Source organism: Pyxidicoccus sp. MSG2, assembly GCF_026626705.1.
GTDB lineage: Bacteria > Myxococcota > Myxococcia > Myxococcales > Myxococcaceae > Myxococcus.
Genome location: NZ_JAPNKC010000001.1, coordinates 2,627,492 through 2,647,074, shown reverse-complemented (window position 1 = coordinate 2,647,074; position 19,583 = coordinate 2,627,492). Strand labels below are relative to the sequence as shown.

19 protein-coding genes are annotated in these 19,583 nt (G+C 70.8%); 9 read left to right on the top strand and 10 right to left on the bottom strand.

The window, feature by feature from the left end:
- Window positions 1–33: 33 nt before the first annotated feature.
- Entirely contained in the window at window positions 34–309 is a 276-nt protein-coding gene (locus OV427_RS09555; RefSeq protein WP_267855796.1) for a hypothetical protein, read from the bottom strand.
- Between the two features lie 8 nt (window positions 310–317).
- Window positions 318–1,919 carry a YiiX/YebB-like N1pC/P60 family cysteine hydrolase gene (locus OV427_RS09550; RefSeq protein WP_267855795.1) on the bottom strand — a complete coding sequence of 534 codons (1,602 nt, stop codon included), beginning with the start codon at window positions 1,917–1,919 and terminating at the stop codon, window positions 318–320.
- Window positions 1,920–2,114: 195 nt separating this feature from the next.
- Here OV427_RS09550 and OV427_RS09545 point away from each other — a divergent pair, with 195 nt between their 5' ends.
- The 3 genes from OV427_RS09545 (at window position 2,115) to OV427_RS09535 (ending at window position 3,875) form a co-directional block, all read left to right on the top strand.
- The gene (locus tag OV427_RS09545; protein WP_267855794.1) at window positions 2,115–2,432 is read left to right on the top strand and encodes a DUF2795 domain-containing protein; all 318 of its coding nucleotides are present in this window, start codon (window positions 2,115–2,117) and stop codon (window positions 2,430–2,432) included.
- A 67-nt stretch (window positions 2,433–2,499) separates the two neighbouring features.
- Window positions 2,500–3,435, top strand: coding sequence for a hypothetical protein (locus OV427_RS09540; protein WP_267855793.1), 936 nt, complete (start codon window positions 2,500–2,502; stop codon window positions 3,433–3,435).
- Window positions 3,432–3,875, top strand: coding sequence for a CoA-binding protein (locus tag OV427_RS09535; RefSeq protein ID WP_267855792.1), 444 nt, complete (start codon window positions 3,432–3,434; stop codon window positions 3,873–3,875). Before OV427_RS09540 ends, OV427_RS09535 begins: the two co-directional genes overlap by 4 nt.
- Window positions 3,876–3,929: 54 nt before the next feature.
- On the opposite strand, the gene OV427_RS09530 is transcribed toward OV427_RS09535, so the two are convergent.
- Window positions 3,930–5,537 carry a S8 family peptidase gene (locus OV427_RS09530; RefSeq protein WP_267855791.1) on the bottom strand — a complete coding sequence of 536 codons (1,608 nt, stop codon included), beginning with the start codon at window positions 5,535–5,537 and terminating at the stop codon, window positions 3,930–3,932.
- 206 nt (window positions 5,538–5,743) lie between these two features.
- On the bottom strand, window positions 5,744–6,622 hold the full coding sequence (locus tag OV427_RS09525) for a patatin-like phospholipase family protein (protein WP_267855790.1): 879 nt from the start codon (window positions 6,620–6,622) through the stop codon (window positions 5,744–5,746).
- A 97-nt stretch (window positions 6,623–6,719) separates the two neighbouring features.
- Here OV427_RS09525 and OV427_RS09520 point away from each other — a divergent pair, with 97 nt between their 5' ends.
- The 4 genes from OV427_RS09520 to OV427_RS09505 all read left to right on the top strand — a co-directional run bounded on the left by OV427_RS09520 (window position 6,720) and on the right by OV427_RS09505 (window position 12,322).
- Window positions 6,720–7,616 carry an ArsR/SmtB family transcription factor gene (locus OV427_RS09520; protein WP_267855789.1) on the top strand — a complete coding sequence of 299 codons (897 nt, stop codon included), beginning with the start codon at window positions 6,720–6,722 and terminating at the stop codon, window positions 7,614–7,616.
- On the top strand, window positions 7,613–11,128 hold the full coding sequence (gene metH, locus OV427_RS09515; RefSeq protein WP_267855788.1) for a methionine synthase: 3,516 nt from the start codon (window positions 7,613–7,615) through the stop codon (window positions 11,126–11,128). The genes OV427_RS09520 and metH overlap by 4 nt, the downstream gene beginning before the upstream one ends.
- 90 nt (window positions 11,129–11,218) lie before the next feature.
- A complete protein-coding gene (locus tag OV427_RS09510) occupies window positions 11,219–11,914 on the top strand; it encodes a hypothetical protein (RefSeq protein WP_267855787.1) in 696 nt (231 codons plus the stop codon).
- 102 nt (window positions 11,915–12,016) lie between these two features.
- Entirely contained in the window at window positions 12,017–12,322 is a 306-nt protein-coding gene (locus OV427_RS09505) for a hypothetical protein (protein ID WP_267855786.1), read from the top strand.
- Between the two features lie 13 nt (window positions 12,323–12,335).
- Here OV427_RS09505 and OV427_RS09500 read toward each other — a convergent pair whose 3' ends face one another.
- The gene (locus OV427_RS09500; RefSeq protein WP_267855785.1) at window positions 12,336–12,917 is read right to left on the bottom strand and encodes an outer membrane protein; all 582 of its coding nucleotides are present in this window, start codon (window positions 12,915–12,917) and stop codon (window positions 12,336–12,338) included.
- Between the two features lie 129 nt (window positions 12,918–13,046).
- Here OV427_RS09500 and OV427_RS09495 point away from each other — a divergent pair, with 129 nt between their 5' ends.
- Window positions 13,047–14,141 (top strand): hypothetical protein, encoded by a 1,095-nt coding sequence (locus OV427_RS09495; protein WP_267855784.1) that lies wholly within the window; start codon window positions 13,047–13,049, stop codon window positions 14,139–14,141.
- An 11-nt stretch (window positions 14,142–14,152) separates the two neighbouring features.
- On the opposite strand, the gene OV427_RS09490 is transcribed toward OV427_RS09495, so the two are convergent.
- The 3 genes from OV427_RS09490 to OV427_RS09480 form a co-directional block, all read right to left on the bottom strand.
- On the bottom strand, window positions 14,153–14,377 hold the full coding sequence (locus OV427_RS09490) for a DUF2934 domain-containing protein (protein ID WP_267855783.1): 225 nt from the start codon (window positions 14,375–14,377) through the stop codon (window positions 14,153–14,155).
- Between the two features lie 187 nt (window positions 14,378–14,564).
- Window positions 14,565–15,863, bottom strand: a complete 1,299-nt coding sequence (gene mutY / locus OV427_RS09485) for an A/G-specific adenine glycosylase (RefSeq protein ID WP_267855782.1) — start codon at window positions 15,861–15,863, stop codon at window positions 14,565–14,567.
- Window positions 15,860–16,678 (bottom strand): SDR family oxidoreductase, encoded by an 819-nt coding sequence (locus tag OV427_RS09480; protein WP_267855781.1) that lies wholly within the window; start codon window positions 16,676–16,678, stop codon window positions 15,860–15,862. The genes mutY and OV427_RS09480 overlap by 4 nt, the downstream gene beginning before the upstream one ends.
- A gap of 111 nt (window positions 16,679–16,789) precedes the next feature.
- On the opposite strand from OV427_RS09480, the gene OV427_RS09475 reads away from it, so the two are divergent.
- A complete protein-coding gene (locus OV427_RS09475) occupies window positions 16,790–17,767 on the top strand; it encodes a PD-(D/E)XK nuclease family protein (RefSeq protein ID WP_267855780.1) in 978 nt (325 codons plus the stop codon).
- 16 nt (window positions 17,768–17,783) lie between these two features.
- Here OV427_RS09475 and OV427_RS09470 read toward each other — a convergent pair whose 3' ends face one another.
- Window positions 17,784–18,680, bottom strand: coding sequence for a tRNA threonylcarbamoyladenosine dehydratase (locus OV427_RS09470; RefSeq protein ID WP_267855779.1), 897 nt, complete (start codon window positions 18,678–18,680; stop codon window positions 17,784–17,786).
- 27 nt (window positions 18,681–18,707) lie between these two features.
- Window positions 18,708–19,505, bottom strand: a complete 798-nt coding sequence (locus OV427_RS09465) for a TatD family hydrolase (RefSeq protein ID WP_267855778.1) — start codon at window positions 19,503–19,505, stop codon at window positions 18,708–18,710.
- Between the last annotated feature and the right edge of the window lie 78 nt (window positions 19,506–19,583).

Sequence of the window (19,583 nt, the reverse complement as noted above, 5' to 3'; positions counted from 1 at the left end):
GCGGGCCGGACGGCAAAGGCAGGCAGACGACCGTCAGATTGCAGGCGGAGCAAGCGGCAGCCGTCCCTTGATTTCCGCACGCAACGCCACCTGGGCCGAAATCAGCCCGGACAGGATTCCATCCTCGAACTCAAATGTAGGGTGTTCCTTGAGTTCCGGGAAGTCGTGGGGGTTGCGCAGCTCCTCGGGGGAGATGTTGGGCACGGCCTCGCGGGCGAGCCGCATCACCTTGGCCTGTTGTTGAGAAATCATCCGGTCGAAGAGCTGGGAGGAAAGCTCCAGCATCTCCTGGGCCAACTGCTCTGTCATGAGGGGGCCTACTCCTGTGCGATGTCCCACTTCGCCCGGCGGTAGCTGTAACGGAAGGCGGACGCGTCCGCCTCCTTTGCGTTGCCCTCGGTCTCCCGGCCGTCCAGGAAGGCCACGAAGTCGAACTGGCGATCCTCCCGGCCATACTCGGCGTCGAAGACGCGGACCAGCTCATTGGCGGGCAGCGTGCGGCGGCCGGCCACGTCCACCAGGGGAACGCTCAGGCCCTTCATCTCCGTGGAGGGCGCGTAGGACTTCCACACCAGCTCCGTGCACACGAGCGTCTGGTCGGAGAAGAAGTCGAAGTTGAAGTCGTAGGGGCGGCCCTGGAAGGTGAAGGCGCGCAGCACGGCGCGGGCCTTGTCCAGCTTGGACAGCCGGGGGCGCATGACGCCCAGGTAGTCCACGCGCATGCCGTGCTCCAGGCCGGTGAAGGACACGCCCTCGCTGATGGACTCGATGATGCGGATGGGGTCGCCGTGCGTGTCCCTGCCGGTGTACTCGGCCCACTTGGCGGGGAAGGACTTGGCGAGGTGCTGCGAGAAGGAGGCGGGCTTGCCGGGCAGGGTGGCGGCCCAGGCCTTCACGTCCGCGTCGTTGTCGAAGTAGGTGGCGAGCTCGTCCGGGGTGCCGACGAAGAGCTCCGCGTGCGGCCAGAAGCCCGGCAGGCCGACGTTGGAGAGGAACCAGTTCTGCCGGGCCACCATGATGTCGCCGGGCTCCATGCGCTTGAGCACGGCGAGCACCTGCTCGCGGGCGATGAGCGGCTGGCCGATGCGGTGCACGCGCGTGTCGCCCATCCACTCGGCCACGGCGCGCTGCACGGGGAAGAAGGCGCGCTGTGCGCCGTCCACGGTGAGGTCCGTCGCCGCCTTGGCGAAGAGGGTGGCGCCGCGCTTCACGAGCAGGCCCTTCGCCACCTTGCTGTTCTCCTTCATCTCCTGCATCACCCAGGGCACGCGCGGCGCGTCCAGCGCGCCGGCGCGCGAGAGCAGGGGGCGCAGCTGCTCCTTGTAGCCGTCACCGGTGATGAGCTGCGTGGTGGTGGCCACGTGGATGACCTTCTCCTTGAAGCGGGCGAAGGCGCGCGGGGGCAGGCCGTACTCGGGGGCGGGCTCGTCCAGGAGGACTTCCAGCTGCTTCCGGCCGCCGGTCAGCTCGGCGTAGGTGAGGCCGTGCGCGAGCTCCGTGGTGAGCGCGCCGTGGGTGAGGAGGAAGCCCCAGGCGTGTTTCTTCGGCTGCGTGAGGGCGGGCACCTTCACGAAGTCCCAGTAGCGCTGGCGGATGACCTCGGTGGAGACGAAGTAGTCGAAGAAGGCGGCCCAGGTGGTGAGCAACAGGCGCTTCTGGTCTGGCGAGTACGGCTCGCTCTGCTTCTGGAGGTAGACGGCGCGCGACTTCTTCACCGACTCCTGCAGGCCCCGCAGGCCCGTGGCGTAGCGCTCCAATTGGGCGAGGTCCCGCTGGGCCTGGGCGACGAAGGCCTCGTCATCCAGTGCGTAGACGTCCGCGGCGGCGGTGGGCGCGGCGGCGGTGGCGGGTGTGGCTGGCGGGGCGGCGGGCGTGCTGGCGAGCGCAAGCCAGGCGAGCAGGAGGGGAGCGGCGGGCATGGGCGTGGGGCTCCGGCGGAAACAGGGGCTGCGAGGCGCACTCTACCTCGGGAAGGGGCAAAGGCGGCTGGCCCCCTGGCCGGGCAGGGGGTGGGACGGATGCGGTCCGGGTGGTCCCGGGCACCGGGCGTCCCCATTTTGTTCCTACCCAGCTGCGCTCGGGCCCTGATGCCCGGGCAGAAAGGCAGAGTCACGATGGCATACGGACTCGCGGAAGACCCCGGGCGCTCCATCACCTCGCACCTCGACTCGGTGGACTACCCCGCGGAGCGAGAGCAGATCGTGCGGGCCGCGGAGGACAGCGGCGCTCCCGTCGACATCATCAACGTCCTCAAGTCGCTGCCGCAGACGGAGTACGCGTCGCGCGAGCAGGTGATGCGAGACCTGGCGGAGGCGGCGAGGCGGTTCGGCGCGCCCTGGCTGAAGGACGACGATGGCGTGGACAGGGACCGGCGCAACATCGGGCGAGACCTGGTGGAGAACGCGCCCGCCGGCCACACGCGGCACCCGTGAAGTACCGGTCCGTCGGATGAGGAAGCGCTCGCGGGCGCTGGCGCTTTCTGCCAGCGTGCGCGGGCGCATGCGTCCAGGCCTCCTGCTGAGCTGTCTCATGCTGTCCCTGACCGCCGCCTGTCGAAGGGCGCCGCCGCCGATGGTCCCCACGGCCGCGCGGCCGCCGCCGGTGCGGCTCGACTTCCAGCCTCCCGTGGACCGGGTCCTCACCGAGACGGTGCGCGCCGTGCGCGTGGTGGTGCGCGGAGGCGCGACCGTGCGCGAGGAGGCGGAGCTGACCACGGAGACGCGCTTCACGCCCGCGGAGGGTGGGTGGCTGCTGGCACAGGTGATGCCGCGCTCGCGGCTGGTGCGCGGGGGCCCGGCGAGCGCCGTGGACGGAGGCACGGCGGTGGGGACGGAGGTGGACACCTGGGTGGACGACGTCCTCACGCGCTTCACGCTGCGGGTGCGGCTGGCGGCGGACGGCACCTTCGTGAAGCTGGTGTCACCCGAGTCCGCGCTGGAGGCGCTGCGACAGGTGGTGCCGGCGGGGACGGATATGGCGGCGCTGGAGCGCTTCTTCTCGCCGGAAGTCCTCGAGGCGAGGACGCGCCGCGAGTGGGAGGCGCGCTACTCGGGGCTGTTCCGGAGCAACCTGACGGAGGGGCAGCGCATCTGGGCGGTGGACGCATTGCCCATGGGCGACACGCAGGTGGCGTATGTGCTGGAGCGCACGGTGCAGGGCACGCGGGACACGGAGTACGGTGACGCGCTGGTGTTGAGCCTGCGCTGCCTGGACGCGCTGCCGGCGGATGCACCGGCCGAGCTGATGGACGCGTGGGAGACGGCGGGGCGGCCACAGCTCACTCCGGGCGTGACGTGCGAGGGCGAGCAACTGGTGGCGCGGGGACGCTTCGTCCCGGTGAGTCGAGAGCTGACGGTGAAGGCAGCGGTGGCGGGGGAGCAGTGGACCGTCACCACGGAGTCGCGAGCGCAGGGTCTTCAGGAGGAGGCGCGATGAGCTGGGAACAGAACCTCGTGGAGGACGAAGCGGACGTGGAGCGCGTGGTGCAGGGCGCGCGGCGGGTGGCGGTGCTGGGCATCAAGACGGAGCAGCAGTCGGGACAGCCGGCCTTCTACGTGCCGGACTACCTGGCGCGGGCCGGCGTGGACGTGGTGCCGGTGCCCGTCTACTACCCGGACGTGACGCACATCCTCGGCAAGCCGGTGTTCCGGCGGCTCGCGGACGTGCCCGGTGACGTGGACCTGGTGGACGTCTTCCGCCGGCCGCAGGACATCGACGGGCACGTGGACGACATCATCGCCAAGAAGCCGAAGGCGGTGTGGTTCCAGTCCGGCATCCGCAATGACGCCGCGGCGGAGAAGCTGGCGAAGGCGGGCATCCAGGTGGTGCAGGACCGCTGCCTGATGGTGGACCACCGGCGGTACGGCAAGCGCTGAGTCGCGCCGTGCCCGAAGGCCCGCGCCAGGAAGCGCGCGGGCCCGGGCCGTCACTCAGTACTGCCCGGAGATGACCTTGGGCAGTGCCTTGCGCAGGTCAGGCAGGGGGCCAATCTGCTGCGAGCTGGCCGCCTGCGCGGTGCCGTTGTTGCGCAGCAGGCCGCGCATCTGGATGCTCGTCAGGCGGCGGCCGTTGGCCAGGGCCACGCCCTGCGCGCTGGCGGCGGCGCCGACGATGATGGGCGAGGCGCTCGACGTGCCGCTGAAGGTGGACGTGTAGTACTGGTCCTCGCCGTTCGCGGAGCCAAACACGTTGCCGTAGCCCAGGGAGTAGACCTGCTCACCCCAGCCGTGCACGTCCACGCGGCTGCCGTAGTTCGTCCAGCACATGGGCACGCGCGTGGTGGCGGTGCTGGCGCCCACGATGATGGCGCCCGATTCGCGCACGCTGCGGTTGAAGGCATTGCCGTACGCCGCCGCATCCAGGTTGGCGCTGCCGTTGCCCGCCGCCTCCACGACGATGACGCCATTGGCCGTCGCGGTGCGGATGGCGTCGTAGTTCGCCGTCCAGTACTCCATGGCGATGTAGTTGCACTGGCTGGTGTTGCACGTGCAGGCCGTGCCGTCCGACGGGCCGCCCGCGTGCAGCTCGATGAGGATGATGCCGCCCAGGCCCGCGGCCGTGGCCGCCTTGGAGATGGCGCTCGCGGTGCTCTGCGAGGCGACGCCCTCGATGCCCACCCGCGCCGCGTGCGCGATGCCCGTCGTGCCGTACGCGTTGGACACGCTGGCAATCTCACCCAGCACGGCCGTGCCGTGGTTGCGCCAGGCGAGGTCCGCGTACTGCGTGCCGCCCGTGTAGAACATCGCGGGCATGTCCTCGTGCGTGGTGCGCCACCCGCCCTCGATGTCCACCACCTTCACGTTGGTGCCCGTGCCGCCCGTCACCGTCCACGCGTAGTTGGCGTCCACGCCGCCGGGCGCCACCTTCAGGTAGCCCTGGTTGCCCTGGTACAGCGGCGTGGTGGGAGGAATGTCCGCCGCGGCCAGCAGGCTGCGCAGCGCCGCGTCCATGCCGAAGTTCACCATGGCCGGCTCGGGCGGCGGCTCGGCGTAGGCCACCTCCACGCCGTCCAGGCGGTTCAATTCCGCCACCAGGTCCGCCACGCCCCCGGCGGTGGTGCCCGGCAGCAGCGGCACCTCGAAGTAGAGGTTCAGGTCCGCGAGCTGCTGCCCGCTCCGCGCCTCACCGGTGGCCTTGCGCGCCTCCAGCACGGGCTCGGCCTCGTCGAACAGGCGGGTGGGGGCGCCGAGGCGCGGCGCGCGCTGCAGCAGGGACTCCACGGCGGTGGCATCGGCGCGCACGCTCGCGTCGCTCAGGCCGCGGCCGGCCAGCAGCGAGCGCTCCGCCTCGCCGCGCTCGGAGGCGATGGGCACCAGGCGGTTGTCACGCAGGCGCACGCGGCTGCCCTCGTGGAACTTCACCACGATGCGCTCCACGTACGTGTTCGCGGCCAGCTCGCGGCCGGTGTGCTTCTCCGCGAGGCCACGCGGCTCCAGCGACTTCGGGGCGGCTCCGGCGGCGGGCGCCAGTGCGAGCAGGGACAGGGACAGCAGCGCACCACGCAGGGGACGCATGGACAGGAAGGACGACATCGGCATGGACTGCCTCCACTTCGAGAAGAGGACGGCCGTGATGCGCGCCCCCGGGCTCATGCCCGGAGGAACACGAATCACGCGGAGGTCTTACAATCCAGGTCTGTCATTGAATCCGCGACGCGCTCGGGTGATTGTTCAAAACAGGACAGGAACGGCACGGGCGCACGGGGCGGCCCGAGCGCGTTTCGCTCGCGGGTCCGGGGGACGTCTCACCACTCCGCTTGCGCGAAGGGCACGGGCGGCCGCGCCAGGGCGCGCTCCGCGGACAGGCGCGCCTGGTCCAGGGCGTCGAAGCCGCGCTCCATGGTGGTGGGCGTCACCGGCGGCAGGTTGGAGACGACGACGTAGACGGGCACCTGCCGCTGCTCCAGCACGGTGAGCTGGAGCCGGAAGTGGTCCCTGCGCAGCGCCGCCGAGCCCGACGCCAGCCCCTGCGCGTACGCCATGGGCCCGCCCACCACCTTGCGCGTCCGGCTGGGCAGGAAGTGCACGAGGATGGCGTCCAAATCCTTCCCCACCGCGCTCTCGTTGAGCGACAGCGCGGGCGCCTTGTCCACCAGCCCGCCGTCCCAGTAGAGGTTGCCCTCCAGCGGCACCGCGCGGAACAGGCCCGGGTACGCGCAGGTGGCGTGGACGCGCGGCGCCAGCTCGCCCGAGGTGAACACCTCGTGCCGGCCCAGCGTGAGGTTGGACGCCACCAGCAGCAGCGGATGCGGCAGGTCCTCGAAGCTGCGCACCGCCAGCGTGTCCTCCAGCAGCCTCCGGAAGCGCTCGCCCTTGAGCAGGCCCGTCATGCCGTGGCCAATGGCGTCCGCGTTCAGCACCGCGCCAATCGGGTCCGGGTCCCAGAAGTTGGCGCGCGTCTGCCGCAGCACCAGCTCCTCGATGGCGTGCACGGGAATGCCCGCCGCCGCGTACGCCGCCACCATGCCGCCGGCGGAGGTGCCCGCGTACACCTGGGGCTTGAGCCCCGAGGCCGCCAGCCCCTTGAGGAAGCCGGCGTGCCCATAGAAGCCGAAGTAGCCCGCGGAGAGGACCAGGCCGAACCGCTTTCCGTCGAGGAGCTGGTGCAAGGTGGGAGAGGCCATTCACAAGGATGTACGCCACTGTCCGGAAACAGGCAACGCGATGCGTCTAGAGAGTGCTGGCGGATGTCAGAGCATCGACGTATGTTGATGCGACGATATGGAGGAGCTGTCCCAGTCATTCCGGGTGCTCGGAGACCCGACGCGCCTGCGCATCCTGCGGCTGGTGGCCGAGGCCCCGTTGAACGTGACGGAGCTGGTGTCCCTGGTGGGCGTGGCGCAGTCGTCGGTGTCGCACCACCTGGGCAAGCTCAAGGGGCTGGGGCTGCTGCGTGAGGAGCGGCAGGCGGGCTTCAGCTACTACTCGCTGGCGCTGGAGCAGCAGGACTCGCGCTGGCCGCTCATCCGGCTGGCGCGCGAGGCGGACGACGCGGCGGGGGACTCGGCCCGGCTGAAGGACCTGCTGCGCGCGCGCGAGGACAGGCAGGCGCTCAACGAGCGGCTCCTGGAGCCGGGCCAGTCCTGGTTCCTGTGGGCCGGAGCGCTAGCGTCGCTGCTGCCGCCGCTGGACGTGGCGGACTTCGGCTGTGGCACCGGCGTGCTGAGCGTGGCCATTGCGCGCTGGGCGCGGCACGTATGGGCCATCGACCAGAACGCGGACGCGCTGGTGCAGGCCCGCGAGCGCGCCGGCCGCGAGTCACGCTCCAACATCACCTTCCTGTGCGAGGACCTGCAGCGCCTGTCGTTGAAGGCGGGGCGGATGGACCTCGTCGTGATTTCGCAGAGCCTCCACCACGTGGAGTCACCCTCGGCGGCGCTGGCCGAGGCCGCCCGCCTGCTCAAGCCGGGCGGCCGCCTGGTGTTGCTGGAGCTGATGCCGCACGAGGAGCGCTGGGTGCTGGAGCGGTTGGGCCACCGGCACCTGGGCTTCGCGCCCGAGTCCCTCGAAGCCGCCCTGCGCGAGGCCGGCTTCACGTCCCTCACCCGCGAGACGCACGCGCGCGACGGGGCCAGTCCCTTCCGCGTCTTCCTGCTGACCGGAGTCAAGCCATCATGACGAGCCACCTGCCCGCCGCACTGCCGCCCCCTCCTGGTGAGAACGGCCGCCGCGTGGAGGCCCTGCGCACCGCCATGCGCGAGCGCGTGCTGGTGCTGGACGGCGCCATGGGCACGCTGCTCCAGAACCACGACCTCAAGGCGGCGGACTTCGGCGGCGCGGAGTACGAGGGCTGCAACGAGAATCTCGTCCTCACCCGGCCCGAGCTCGTGGAGAGCATCCACGCGCGCTACTTCGCGGCGGGCGCGGACGTGACGGAGACGGACACCTTCGGCGGCACGCCGCTGGTGCTCAACGAGTTCGGCCTGGGGCACAAGGCGCTCGAAATCAACGAGGTCGCCGCCAGGCTCGCGCGCAACGCCGCCGCCGCCGCCGAGGCGAAGGACGGCCGCATGCGCTGGGTGGCGGGCTCCATCGGCCCCACCACCAAGGCCATCAGTGTCACCGGTGGCATCACCTTCGAGGAGCTGGTGGAGAACTTCGCCGTGCAGGCGGAAGGTCTCGCACTCGGCGGCTCGGACTACCTGCTGGTGGAGACGGCGCAGGACACGCGCAACGTGAAGGCGGCGCTCCTCGGAATCGAGCAGGCCTTCCGCAAGCTGGGCTACTCACTGCCGGTGGCGGTGTCCGGCACGATTGAGCCCATGGGGACGATGCTCGCGGGGCAGAGCGTGGAGAGCCTCGCCGCGTCGCTGGAGCATGCAGAGCTCTTGTACCTCGGGCTCAACTGCGCCACGGGTCCGGACTTCATGACGGACCACCTGCGCTCGCTGTCCGCGATGAGCCAGTTCCCCGTGTCGTGCGTGCCCAATGCGGGCCTGCCGGACGAGAATGGCCAGTACCTCGAGACGCCGGACATGATTGCCCGCTCGCTCAAGCGCTTCTGTGAGCAGGGCTGGCTCAACGTGGTGGGTGGCTGTTGTGGCACGCACGCGGGCCACATCGAGACGCTCTCCGCGGCGGTGAAGGGGCTCAAGCCCCGGAATGCCACGCCCCGGCCCCGAGCCTCGCTGTCCGGCGTGGACTACGTGGAGGTGAAGGACGACGAGCGCCCGCTCATCGTCGGCGAGCGCACCAACGTCATCGGCAGCAAGAAGTTCAAGGAGCTCATCGTCGCGGGCCAGCTCGACGACGCGTCGGAGATTGCCCGCGCGCAGGTGAAGCGGGGCGCGCAGGTCATCGACATCTGCCTGGCCAACCCGGACCGGGAAGAGCTGGAGGACATGCGCAACTTCCTGGAGGTGGTCGTCAAGAAGGTGCGCGTGCCCCTGATGATCGACTCCACGGACGAGCGCGTGATTGAAATGGCGCTCACGTACAGCCAGGGCAAGGCCATCATCAACTCGGTCAACCTGGAGGACGGCGAGGAGCGCTTCGAGAAGGTGGTGCCGCTGGCGCGCCGCTTCGGCGCGGCGCTGGTGGTGGGCTGCATCGACGAGGTGGGCATGGCCGTTCCGCGCCAGCGCAAGCTGGAGGTCGCGGAGCGCTCCTTCGAGCTGCTCACGAAGAAGTACGGCATGAAGGCGGAGGACCTCTACTTCGACCCGCTCGTCTTCCCGTGCGCCTCTGGCGACGTGCAGTACACGGGCAGCGGCGTGGAGACGATTGAGGGCGTGCGCCTCATCAAGGAGCGCTTCCCGCGCTGCAAGACGGTGCTGGGCATCTCCAACGTGTCCTTCGGCCTGCCCACCGCGGGCCGCGAGGTGCTCAACTCCGTCTTCCTGTACCACTGCGTCCAGGCGGGCCTGGACATGGCGCTGGTCAACTCGGAGAAGCTGGAGCGCTACGCCTCGCTGCCGGAGGAGGAGCGCAAGCTGGCGGAGGACCTGCTCTACAACCGCGGCACGGACCCGGTGACGCCCTTCGCCGCGCACTTCCGCGAGCGCAAGCCGGCCCGCGCGGCGGTGAGCAGCCTGCCGCTGGAGGAGCGGCTGCAGCGCTACATCATCGAGGGCACGCGCGACGGCCTCACCGCGGACCTGGATGAGGCGATGAAGAAGTACGCGCCGCTGGAAATCATCAACGGCCCCTTGATGAAGGGCATGGACGAGGTGGGCCGCCTCTTCGCCGCCAACGAGCTCATCGTCGCGGAGGTGCTCCAGAGCGCCGAGTCGATGAAGGCCGCGGTGAACCACCTGGAGCCGCACATGAGCAAGGCCCAGGCGGCCATGCGCGGCAAGGTGGTGCTCGCCACGGTGAAGGGCGACGTGCACGACATCGGGAAGAACCTGGTGGAAATCATCCTCGCCAACAACGGCTTCCACGTCGTGAATCTGGGCATCAAGGTGCCGCCCGAGCAGTTGGTGCAGGCGGTGCGCGAGCACCGGCCGGACATCCTCGGCCTGTCGGGCCTGCTGGTGAAGAGCGCGCACCAGATGGTGGCGACGGCGGAGGACTTGAAGCGCGCGGGCGTGGAGACGCCGATTCTCGTGGGCGGCGCGGCGCTCAGCCGCAACTTCGTGGACCGCAACATCGCCCCGGCCTACGGCGGCGGCACGGTGGCCTACGCGCAGGACGCGATGAGCGGCCTGGACCTGGCGAAGCAGATCGTGGACCCGGGCGCGCACGAGAAGCTGCGGGGAGACCTGGCCGTGCGCCGCGAGAAGCTGGCGCAGGAGGTGAAGGAGCGTCCGGCCGTGACGGCTCCCGTGTCGCGCGGGCGCAGCGCCGAAATCCAGGTGCTGGAGACGGTGCCGGCCGCGCCGGACTTCGAGCGGCATGTGCTGACGAACACGCCGCTGGACCACATCTGGAAGTTCATCAACCCGGTGATGCTGTACGGGCGGCACCTGGGCCTGCGCTCTTCGTCGCGCGCGCTGGGCACGCCGGCCGAGGCGGAACTGGCGAAGACGGAAGAAGGGCGCAAGGCGCTGGCGCTGAAGGAGGCGGTGGAGGAGTTGAAGGGCGTGCTGCGCGGCGGGCTCATGCACGCGCGCTCCGTCTTCCAGTTCTTCCAGGCGGGCAGCGACGGCAATCGGGTGGTGCTCTTCGATGGGAACACCGGGAAGGAGGCGGCGTCCTTCGACTTCCCCCGGCAGGACCGCGAGGGCGGGCTGTGCCTGGCGGACTACCTGCGGCCGCTGGAGGGCGGCAAGCCGCGCGACAACGTGGCCATGTTCGTCGTCACCGCGGGCGCGGGCATCCGCGAACTGGCGGAGGAGCTGAAGGCGAAGGGCGAGTTCCTGAAGATGCACGCGGTGCAGGCGCTCGCGCTGGAGACGGCGGAGGGCTACGCGGAATTGCTGCACACGCAACTGCGCAGCATGTGGGGCACGCCGGACCGTCCGGACATGACGATGCTGGAGCGCTTCCGCGCGGAGTACTCGGGCAAGCGCTACTCCTTCGGCTACCCCGCGTGCCCGCGCCTGGAGGACCAGTCGAAGCTGTTCGCCGCGCTGCGCCCGGAGGAAATCGGCGTGCAGCTCACCGACGGCTGCATGATGGAGCCGGAGGCCTCGGTGTCCGCCATCGTCTTCCACCATCCGCAGGCCTCGTACTTCTCCGTGACGTGAGCAGGTGACGGCGGCGCGTGGCTCGGAAGCTGCACCGGGTCCACGCGTCCCCTCTGGCCCAGAGGGGCCACACCCCGTCGGAGAATCCCCGTGCCTGACATCCGTGTCGTGCTGCTCGTGCTCGGGCTGTTCCCGGGCATGGTGCTCGCCCAGTCCACCGAGCCATTGCAGCCTCCGCCGCTCATCGGAGTGGAGGATGTCGTCGAGGGGGAGGAGGCGGAGCCTGTTCCGCCCGAGGCGCTGCCCTCGCGGGCGACTCCGGAGCTGGAGTGGGCGCCGGAGCCTCCGGGCCGGGTGGCGGGCCGCGTGCTCCTCGAGTCCATGGGGGGCGCGGTGGGCGGCGTGGGAGGCGCCTTCATGGGCCTGGTGGCCACGCTTCCCTTCGGGGGGCTGGAGTTGGGCTGCGACGGGGATGTCTGTGACGGCTCGGGCCTGGTGGGGAGCGCGCTCGTGGGCTGGTCGCTCGGCGCGGCCTTGGGGGTGTATGGCTCGGGCTCGATGCTGGAGGGCCGGGGCCGGTTCCTGCCCACGGTGGGCCTGGGGTTGCTGGCGGGGGGCGCGTCGGCGGGTCTCTACATGTCGGGGGCCCTCGAGGGCGAGGCGACTCCCCTGTTGATCATCCTTCCGCTGGCCACGTCCATCATCACGTACGAGGTCACCTCGTCCTGGAACCAACCCGGGCCGCGCGCGCTCGCGGCGGCGTCTCACGGCAGCGGCACATGGTGGACGCCCACGGTGGGCGTGTCCTCGCGCGGCGGCTCGCTCGGGCTGATGGGGCGCTTCTGAGCAGGGGTGGAACACCGTGTATGGGGTTCCACGGATTCCGCCCATCCGGATGTTTGTGCATTCCTTCCTGTCTCCACGGCTCACCAGGGAGGGAAGACAGACATGAAGAAGCTCTTCGCGGTGGTTTGCCTTGCAATGGGTGTCATGGCGTGCGGCCCGGCGACGGACGGAGCGGAGGAGTCGCTCGAGTCCACCGAGCAGGCGCTGTGCCCGACGGGATGTCCCTTCGGCACCACGTCCATGGGGTACTACTGGGTGTGTACCGGCCAGACGTCGAGCGCGTGCACCTCGGGATACGAAGAGGAGACGCTCTACTGCTACGACAACTCGACCGGACAGGTCGTGTCGGGCGGAACGACGTGCCGCAGGCGGTGTGGCTGCGCCATCGAAGCCATCCAGGCGGAGTGAGCGCGCCCGCGGCTTAGAAGCGCGCGCCCAGGCTGAGCCCGGCGGTGAGCAGGTCGCCTTCGTAGCTGGGACCGGAGGTGAAGGTCTCACCGCCGATGATGCGGTAGCTGGCGCGTACGCCCGCCGTCACGCCACTGAACCGGTACTCGACGCCGGCCGCGAGCGGGAGCTCCGGGACGAAGCCATTGCGCTCATCCGGTGCGCCATTCGTGTAGATGTAGCTGATGCCCAGGCCCGCGCCGACGAAGGGCTTCCAGTGGCCCCCGAGCGTGGGCCCGAGCTTGGCGACGGCGCCCAGGTTGTGCCGCCACAGCGCGCCGACGTTGGACGTCGCGAAGCCATTGGCCGAGCCCTCGTAGCCGGCCTCCAGGCCGAGGCCCGGCAGGAGCGGCACCTCCGCCTGGATGTCCATGAAGGCGCCCACGTCCGTCTCGCCGCCGAGCGACCCGGTGTAGCTCGTCAGCCCGGAGTGCACCGTCAGCCCCGGGGCCCCGAAGCCGGGGGCCGGCTGCAGTCCCGGGTCGGTGGTCTCCGCGAGGGCCGGGGCGGCCAGCAGTGCCGCCAGGGTGCCCGCTTGCAATGCGTGTCGCGTCATCGCCGCGTCCCTCCTCGCCCGCTGGGCGTGTCCGCAGAAAGCATGGGGTCGGGACGAGAGGTCCGGAACCCGGCACGCGGGGGATGTTGAGCAGCCCCGGCGGGAGGGGCGAGCGGCTAGAGTGGGTGCATGAGCGCCCCGAACATCCGCCGAGCCGTCCAGTTGCTGCCCGCCTGCGCCACCACCGGAATCGGGAGCCTGCCGCACACGCAGGTGGAGCTGGGGCTCCAGGCCGCGCTGGCGCAGGACATCCCCTTCCTGCCGCAGCTGCCGGTGGGGCACCCGTCCGAGCTGATGATTCCCGCCGCCCTGGAGGGGCTGCCGGGCCTGTCCTTCGACGCGGAAGGGCTGTGCACGGTGGACCTGGCGGCCTGGGATGCGGGCCGCGCGGACTTCGAGGCGCGGCTGGAGGCGGCGCTGTCCGCCGGGAAGCTGGAGGCGTACGAGCCCTCGCCGGAGGGGTGCCGCGCCTGGAGGCCCTTCCTGTGGGAGGTGGAGACGCGCAAGCTGGCCTTCGCGAAGGCGCAGCTGGCGGGGCCCTTCACGGTGCGCTCGGTGGCGCGCGTCTCGACGGGGCAGCCCGCGCTGGAGGTGCCGGGGCTGGACCAGGCGATTTTCCGTCTGGTGCTGGCGCGCTCGCTGGCCATGGTGAAGGCGCTGCGGCGCGCGGGCACCACGCCGCTGTTCTTCCTGGACGAGCCGGGGCTCTACGCCTTCCAGCGCACGCAGCCGCGGCACCTGCTGGCGCTGCAGGAGTTGAAGCTGCTGGTGGTGGCGCTGCAGCGCGAGGGCGCGCTGGTGGGCGTGCACTGCTGCGGCAACACGGACTGGGGCGCGCTGCTGGACGTGCAGCCGGACCTGCTGTCGCTGGACGTGCGGCTGTCGCTGGATGCGATGGTGGAGGAGCGCGAGGCGCTGGAGCGCTTCCTCACGTCGGGCGCGACGCTCAGCCTGGGCATCGTCCCCACGGACCTGGCGTCCGCGTACGAGGTGGGGGAACTGGTGGACTCGGTGGAGGCGTCGCTGAAGGCGGCGCTGCCCCGCGGCTTCACCTTCCCGCAGGTGGTGTCCACCGTGGTGCTGACGCCCGCGTGCGGGCTGGCGATGCGCTCGGTGGTGGACGCCGAGCGCATCCTGGAGGAGCTGAAGGCGGCGCAGCGGCGGCTGCGCGGGGCGCTCGAGGCGGAGCGTCCCGCGGCCCGCCAGATGCCCAATCCCCACTGAGGGGTGAGTGGCTACTGGCGGCCGAGGCGCAGCTCGCGCTCCGCCTGGAACCAGTCGTGCTCGGGGTTGCCGGGCGTGCCACCGCGGGCGAGGAAGATTTCGTAGGCCCGTCGCGAAATCTGCTCGTGGGTGGGGCTGTTGCGGGGCGACGAAGCCATGGGCTCCGTGTTCGTGGAGCGCGCGGGCATGCTCGCCGGCGTGTGGGGGGTCTGCTTGTTGGCGGTATTGCGTGCCATGGGAGCCTCCTCCAGAGGGGTGTGAGGCGCGGAGTGTGGGGCTCCCACGTGCGCGCGCGGAACCGACCCCCCGGGGCTGGGGTTCTCGGAGCAACAGGATGAACGCGGCGGTGTCGCGTGCTGGACAGGGCCCCTGCCGTACCGTGTGAGCGCGAGCCACACGTGCGGAGCGGGGCCTCTGTCGCCGTCACTCCCCGCGCAGCACGCCCGAGGCGAGCGCGGCATCCAGCGCGCGCTGCATGGCGGTGCTCATGCCGAGCGCGGAGGCCTCGGTGGGAGTGCACCAGCGCAGCTCCTGGAAGGCGGGCGTGAGCGTGGGGCGCTGGGGGCCGGACACGCGGAGCAGGCGCAGCGTGAGGTCGCGGTGGGTGAGCTGTCGCTTCACCGTGCCGAGCGCCCCTTCGAGCTTCACCTCCGTGCCCAGCGCCGCCGCGAGCCGCGAGGTGGCGTCGGCGGCCGGAAGGTCTTCGTCCACCTCGGCGGCGGGCAGTTCCCACAGGCCGCCGAAGAGGCCCGCGTCCGCGCGGCGGGCGAAGAGGAGGGTGCCCGCGTGTGGCCACACCGCGAGGGCCAGCGTCAGCTTCTTGGGTGCGGCGCGCACCTTGGCGGGAGGCAACTCATCCACACGGCCCTTGCGGAAGGCGAGGCACGCATCGCGCACGGGGCACAGCAGGCACAGCGGGCTCTCCGGACGGCACACGGTGGCGCCGTGCTCCATGAGGGCCTGGTTGAAGTCGCCGGGCCGCTCGCCCTTCACCAGCGCGGTGGCGAGGGCCCACAGCGTGGCTTCGCGCTCGCGGTCTCCGGGGAGGCCTTCCACCTCGAAGAGGCGCGACAGCACGCGGGCGACGTTTCCGTCGACGAGGGGCGCTTCCTCGCTGAAGGCGATGGAGGCCACCGCGCCCGCGGTGTAGCGGCCGAAGCCGGGCAGGGTGAGCAACTCTTCGGCGGTGGCGGGCAGCCGGCCGCCGAAGCGCGACACCACCTCCTGCGCGGCGCGGTGCAGGTTGCGAGCGCGGCTGTAGTAGCCCAGCCCCTTCCACCCGGCGAGCACGTCGTCCAGCGGCGCGGCGGCCAGCGCGAGCGCAGTGGGGAAGCGCGCGAGGAAGCGCTCCCAATAGGGAATCACCGTCGACACCTGCGTCTGCTGGAGCATGACCTCGCTCAGCCAGATGGCATACGGGTCCCTCGTGCGTCGCCACGGCAAATCACGCTTGTTGCGGTCGTACCAGCCGAGCAGCGGGCCGCGCACGGAAGCGAGGTGCTCGGGGCCCGGCACGGCGATGGGCGCGGCGGACGCGGTGCGCTTCGCGCGGCGGGCCGGAGTCGCAGTGAAAGACGGGGCGCTGTCCTCCACGGCGCCCGGGCTCCGCGCGGACACCTTGCCCTTCGCGCGCGGCTTCGGACCCGTGGCGTCGAGAGGCACATCGGAAGCCGGGGCCTGCTCGGACCCGGCCCGCTTCGTACGGGGACCGCGGAGACTCATGGTTCCTTCTTCGGCTGACTTGCATCGGCGGCCAGGCGTCGGGCGACGCGGTCGAACAGGCCGGGCATCAGTCGGTTGGCCAGCACCATGACGCGGCCGGGGAGGGTGAGCACGGTGTCGCGGTTCCCGCGCAGGCTGGCGCGCACCATGGCGGTGGCGACCTCCTCGGCGGACATGGCCTTCAGCGGAATGGCGTCCTGCTTCCAGCCCTCCGCGTGCAGGCGATTCTCCCGGAACTCGCTCTCGGTGAGGCCGGGCGAGACGAGCAGCACGCGGATGCCCTCGGCGGCCAGCTCGGCGCGGAGCGACTCGGTCATCGCATTCACGGCGGCCTTGGACGCGCAGTAGCCGCCCAGCATGGGCAGGCCCCGGTGGCCCAGCACCGAGCTGACGTTGACCACCTGCGCCCCCGGGCGCTTGCGCAACAGCGGCAGCGCCGCACGAGTCATCCGCCACAGCCCGAACACGTTCAGCTCGAAGACCTGCCGCAGCTGCGCCTCGCTGATCGCCTCCAGCGGCCCGTAGAGCCCCTGGCCCGCGTTGTTGACGAGCACGTCCAGCCCCCCGAAGGCGGCCTCCGTTTCGCGCACCAGGTGATCCACGTCCTCGCCGCGAGTCACGTCGCACCGCACCGGCAGTGCCCTCACTCCGAGTGACGCCACTTCACGGGCCGCTTCCTCCAGCTCCGCCTGCCGCCGCGCCGCCAGCACCACGTCGGCCCCGGCCGCCGCATACCGCTTCGCCGCCGCCCGCCCGATGCCCGCGGAAGCCCCGGCAATGAGGACCGTCCGGCCCTTCAAGGGTTGGGTCTTCATGCGGCGCGCACCTTACCCGCAAGGTTCGGCGGCCCAAGTGTCTTTCAACGCGAGGCGGGCGCTCGTTTCCTCGCTCGTCCCCCTGCTGGAGGGCTAGGATGCGCCGCTTCCATGCGGCGTCCCACCCTCAGCAACGACTTCTCCTGGTCCAAGAGCCGCCACGAGAAGTTCTCCGAGTGCCTCCGGGCATATTACCTCTACTACTACCGCTCCTGGGGCGGGTGGGAGGCGGACGCGGCGAAGGACGTGCGGGAGCTGTACGTGCTGAAGAAGCTGGCCAACCGCTTCAGTTGGGCGGGCAGCGTGGTGCACGAGAGCATCAAGGACGTGCTGCTCGACTGGCAGGCGGGGCGCGTGGTGGACCCGGCGACGGTGGAGGCGCGGGCGCGCAAGCTGATGCAGGACGACTTCCGGCACTCGCGCGGGAAGGCGTACTGGAACCAGAAGTACCGCAAGCAGTTCACCGGCCTGGTGGAGCACGAGTACGGCGACGGGGTGCCGGACGAGGCGTGGAAGCAGAACTGGGAGACGGTGCGCAGTGCGCTCGCGTGGTTCTTCGCGTCGCGCTGGCCGGAGATTGCGCGGGGCCTGAAGCCGCAGCAGTGGCTGGAGGTGGATGCCGGCTTCGACTTCGCGCACTTCACCCTGGACGGCATCAAGGTCTTCGCGATTCCCGACTTCGCCTTCGTGGACGCGGAAGGCACCACGGTGGTGGTGGACTGGAAGACGGGCAAGGCGCGGGACGGGTACGACGAGCAGGTGCTCGGCTACGCGCTCTACGTGTCGCAGCGCTACCGCGTCCCGGTGGAGAAGGTGCGCGCCTCGCTGGTGTACCTCAACGAGGGCAAGGAGCAGGACGTGACGGTGGACCCGGCGGCGATGGAGTCCTTCCGCCGCCACTTCGATGGGAGCGTGGCGAGGATGCGCGCGCTCCTGAAGGACGTGGCCACCAACACGCCGCTGGACGCGTCCGCCTTCCCGCAAACGGAGGACGTGGCCTCCTGCGCGCGCTGCGTGTTCCGCCGCCCCTGTGGGCGCGAGGCCGCCGTGGCGGAGCTCCAGGCCCAGCGCCAGCAGCAGGTGGCCTGAATCTGAAGCGGCGCGGCTACCGCGCCGAGGCCAGCCGCCGCACCACCACGCCGGCTGCATTCATGCCGAAGCACGACGTGACGAAGGCCACGCTGCCGTCAATCTGCGTGCGGTGGTCGCAGGTGTGGAAGTCATTGTCCTGCGGGCACACGCACAGGAAGCCGTCGGTGGCGTCGTCGTACTGGAGCGTCACCGGCATGCGCCGCGCCTCGATGGAGTAGACGGCGGTGATGCCGGTGTGCCGGTCCGTCTCCACGGCGTACTTGCGCTTGAGCAGCTTGCGGATGTCCTTGGCGAACGGGTCCATGTGCGTCTCGGACAGGTCCTCCACGCGGATGGCCGTGGGGTCCAGCCGGCCCGCGGCGCCCATGGAGCTGACCACCGGAAGGCCCAGCGTCACGCAGCGGTGCAGCAGGTGCAGCTTCGCCTTCACGTTGTCGATGGCGTCCACCACGAAGTCGTACTGGCCGGCCTGCAGCATCTGCTCGGCCACCTCTTCGCGGTAGAACTCGCGCACCGCTTCCACCTTCGCCTGCGGATTGATGTCCTGGCAGCGCTGGCCCATCAGCTCCGCCTTGCTCTTGCCCACGCTCTTCACCGTCGCGTGGAGCTGGCGGTTGGTGTTGGTGACGCAGACGTCGTCATGGTCCACCAGCGTCAGGTGCCCGATGCCGCTGCGCACGAGCCCCTCGGCCGCGTAGCTGCCCACGCCGCCCAGGCCGAACACCACCACGCGCGCGTTGGCCAGCCGCTCCATCGCGTTGTCGCCCAGCAGCCGGCCGGTCCGGTCGAAGCGCCGGGAGAGCTTGAAGGGGCGGGCGAGCGAGGTGTCCCCCTTCGCCTGGGTGGCCGGGGCGGCGGCGGGCGGAGTCTCGGTCTCGGGGAGGTTGGACGGGAGCGGCTGCGGGTTCATGGCGGTCCTCTATAACGCGACGCTCGCCTACCGCGAAGGCAGGGGGAAAGCTTCCCGGAACAGCCTACGCGCGTTCTCGGTCGTCTGCTGGGCGACCACCTCGACAGGCTCTCCCCGGACGCGGGCCATGCCTTCGATGATGTGGGGCAGGTAGCCGGGCTCGGAGCGCTGTCCCCGGTGGGGCGTGGGCGCCTGGTCCGGCGCGTCCGTCTCCGCCATCAGCCGCTCCAGGGGGATGGCCCGCAGCGCATCCAGCGGCTTGCGCGCCTCCGCCCACGTGACGGGGCCGGCGAAGGAGAAGTGGCAGCCCTTCTGGAGGTAGAAGCGCGCCAGGTCCACGCCGCCGCTGTAGCTGTGCATGAGCACGCCCGCCTCGGGCATCTCCTCCTGCTTGAGCAACTCGATGAGCGCGGGGTGCAGCCGGTGGCAGTGCATCAGCACCGGCAGCCCGTACTTGCGCGCGAGCGACAGGTGCCGTCGCAGCACCGCCACCTGCCGCTCCAGCGACGCACCGGGGATGGAGGGGCCGTCCAGGCCACACTCGCCCACGGCCGCCGCTCCGCCTTTGGAGAGCAGCGCGTCGAGGTGTTCGAGCACGGCCTCGTCCTCCTCGGGAGGCATCTCCGGCAGCAGCTGCGGGTGGATGCCCAGGCCGACTTGAAGCCGCGCGTCCTGTCGCGACAGCTCGAGCAGGAGCTCCCAGTCATGCGGGCCGACGCCGGGAATCACGATGCCGTGGAGGCCCGCGGCCCAGGCGCGCTCCAGCACCTCGGCGCGGTCAAGGTCGAAGCGCGTCGCATCCAGGTGGCAATGGGTGTCGATCATTGAGCACGCAGCACAGATGGCCGTTCATTCAGGAACACGGCCTCCAGTTCCCGCGCGGCAAACCCCGCGCGGCCAGGA